Here is a 1,854-nt window from a genome sequence, read left to right on the forward strand (position 1 = left end):
AGGAGGGCGCTGAACAAGGGGCAATTTTGGGCCGTGGGGTTCGCTTTCGTGCCCTTTCCGGGGCCTTGGGCGGCGCGCTGGGGGGTCTCCATTCCGGTCGGCGGTAATCCGGTGCCGGGATTTTGCGGGCCTTATACGTCCGTTCAAGGCTCCCCGCGGCTTGGGTTTGGGCGGGGACCGTGGTCGGACCCTCTTTTTGGGGCTATCCGATGGCCCAGGCCCCGTTGTGGCGGGTGAGGCCCAGTTTCAGGAGTCGACGGACGTTCAGAGCGGCGGTGCGGACCTGCAGCCAGGCGTTGTTCTTTTCCACTCCCCGGTATCTCAGGCGCCGGTTACCTCCGGCGACCAGCCAGCCGATGGACCGTTCCACCAAGGGCCGGTAGGCCCGGTAATCCTGCTGGAATGCTTCCTCACGGGCTGCGGCGCGGTGGGCGCGCTGGCGGGCGTGGTGCTTGGAGATGACAACCTTCCGCCCGCCCTTGGCCGTGGTGCACATCCGGCGCAGCGGGCATGCCTTGCAAGCTGTTCCGAAGTTCACGTTGCCCTTGGCGCTGATGGTGCGCACCTCACCGGCCGGGCAGGTGAGCGTGTTCTTGTCTTCGTCGTGGGTGAAGTCGTCCAGGTCATAGCCGCCGGGTACGGCCGGGCGCAGCGGCTTGGGCTTGACGAGGCCCCGGTGCCCGGCGGTGTCGAGGTGTTCGAGCATGTCCCCGGAACCGTACGCCGAGTCCCCGAGCACCTGGTAATCCGTAGCCGTGTCTTTCATGGTCGGATCGGTGCCCAGCAGTTCGATGCCGGCGTCCGCGTCGCTGGAGCCGGGCCCGGCGGCCCGCGTCATGACGGCGCTGGTGTAGAGCCCGGTCTCGGGCTCGGCGATGATATGGCCCTTGAACCCGTCCATCATCACCGAGCGGGACTTGTGCGCGTGCCGGGCCTCCGTATCCACGGTGGACACGATCCGGTCCGGGGCGACCTTCCGGGCGATCCGCCACCGCCCGTCGGTGCCGTCGGAGCCCTCGGCCGGCTCCACATCCTGCCCCGAAACCAGGGCCAGCAACACGTAGGCCTGCGCCTGCGGCGAATCCTCTTCCAGGGTGTCCGGGTCCACCGCGCCGAGCAGGGCCAGGGCATCGGTGACCAGCCCCGAGATCAGGGCCTCCTTCGCCTCCTTGTCATCCCAGGCGATCTCCGGCTTGCCCGCGCGCGTGTAGTCGTAGGAGGTCGCGTGGGCCGCCATGAGGGTCGCGCCGTGCTCCATGGCCCTGCCGAAGCGGCGGATCGCGGCAATGAGCTGGGTGATGGTGTCCTGCCTTGCCACCGCGTCCTGGAAGACGGTCGAATCCACCGCGCGGCGGTGCCGGCCGGCCAGCACACCCGTGGCGGTAATGACCTGGGCGACGGCTTCGGTGATGCGGTGCGGGCTGCTGCTTTCGCGCAGGCGCTTGCGCCAATGCACCAATGCCGTGGGATGGAACGCGGTCTCGGTCAGCCCGTACCCGCAGGCGGCTTTCCACCGCAGGTCAAAGGTCAAGGCTTCGGCGGCGGCCCGGTCCGAGAGCCCCTCCAGGGCCTGTAGGACCAGGACGGTGCCGATGACCGAGGCCGGGATCGAGGGCCGGCCCCGCTGGGAGGGAAACAGGTCCTCCATCATCGAATCCGGGAAAAGCTCCGAGCGGTGCTCGGCCAAAAACGCGTAGGCACTGCCCGGGGCCAACAGCTCCCCGGCAAGTGCCTCCACATCCAAATACCCGCGCTGGGCCTCTTCAACTCCTTGCATGAATCCAGTCTTAACGAGGCAGGAAAATATTCCAGCAGGCGCGCCTTAAACCCCCCCAAAATTATTCAGCGCATTCC

General features: G+C 67.5%; 1 protein-coding gene. It reads right to left on the bottom strand.

From position 1 onward, the window contains the following. Nucleotides 1-202: 202 nt before the first annotated feature. Nucleotides 203-1,777, bottom strand: a complete 1,575-nt coding sequence (locus B0G38_RS23125; RefSeq protein ID WP_264671645.1) for an IS1182 family transposase — start codon at nt 1,775-1,777, stop codon at nt 203-205. Between the last annotated feature and the right edge of the window lie 77 nt (nt 1,778-1,854).

The sequence above is a fragment of the Crystallibacter permensis genome (assembly GCF_025960875.1).
GTDB classification, from domain to species: Bacteria; Actinomycetota; Actinomycetes; order Actinomycetales; family Micrococcaceae; genus Crystallibacter; species Crystallibacter permensis.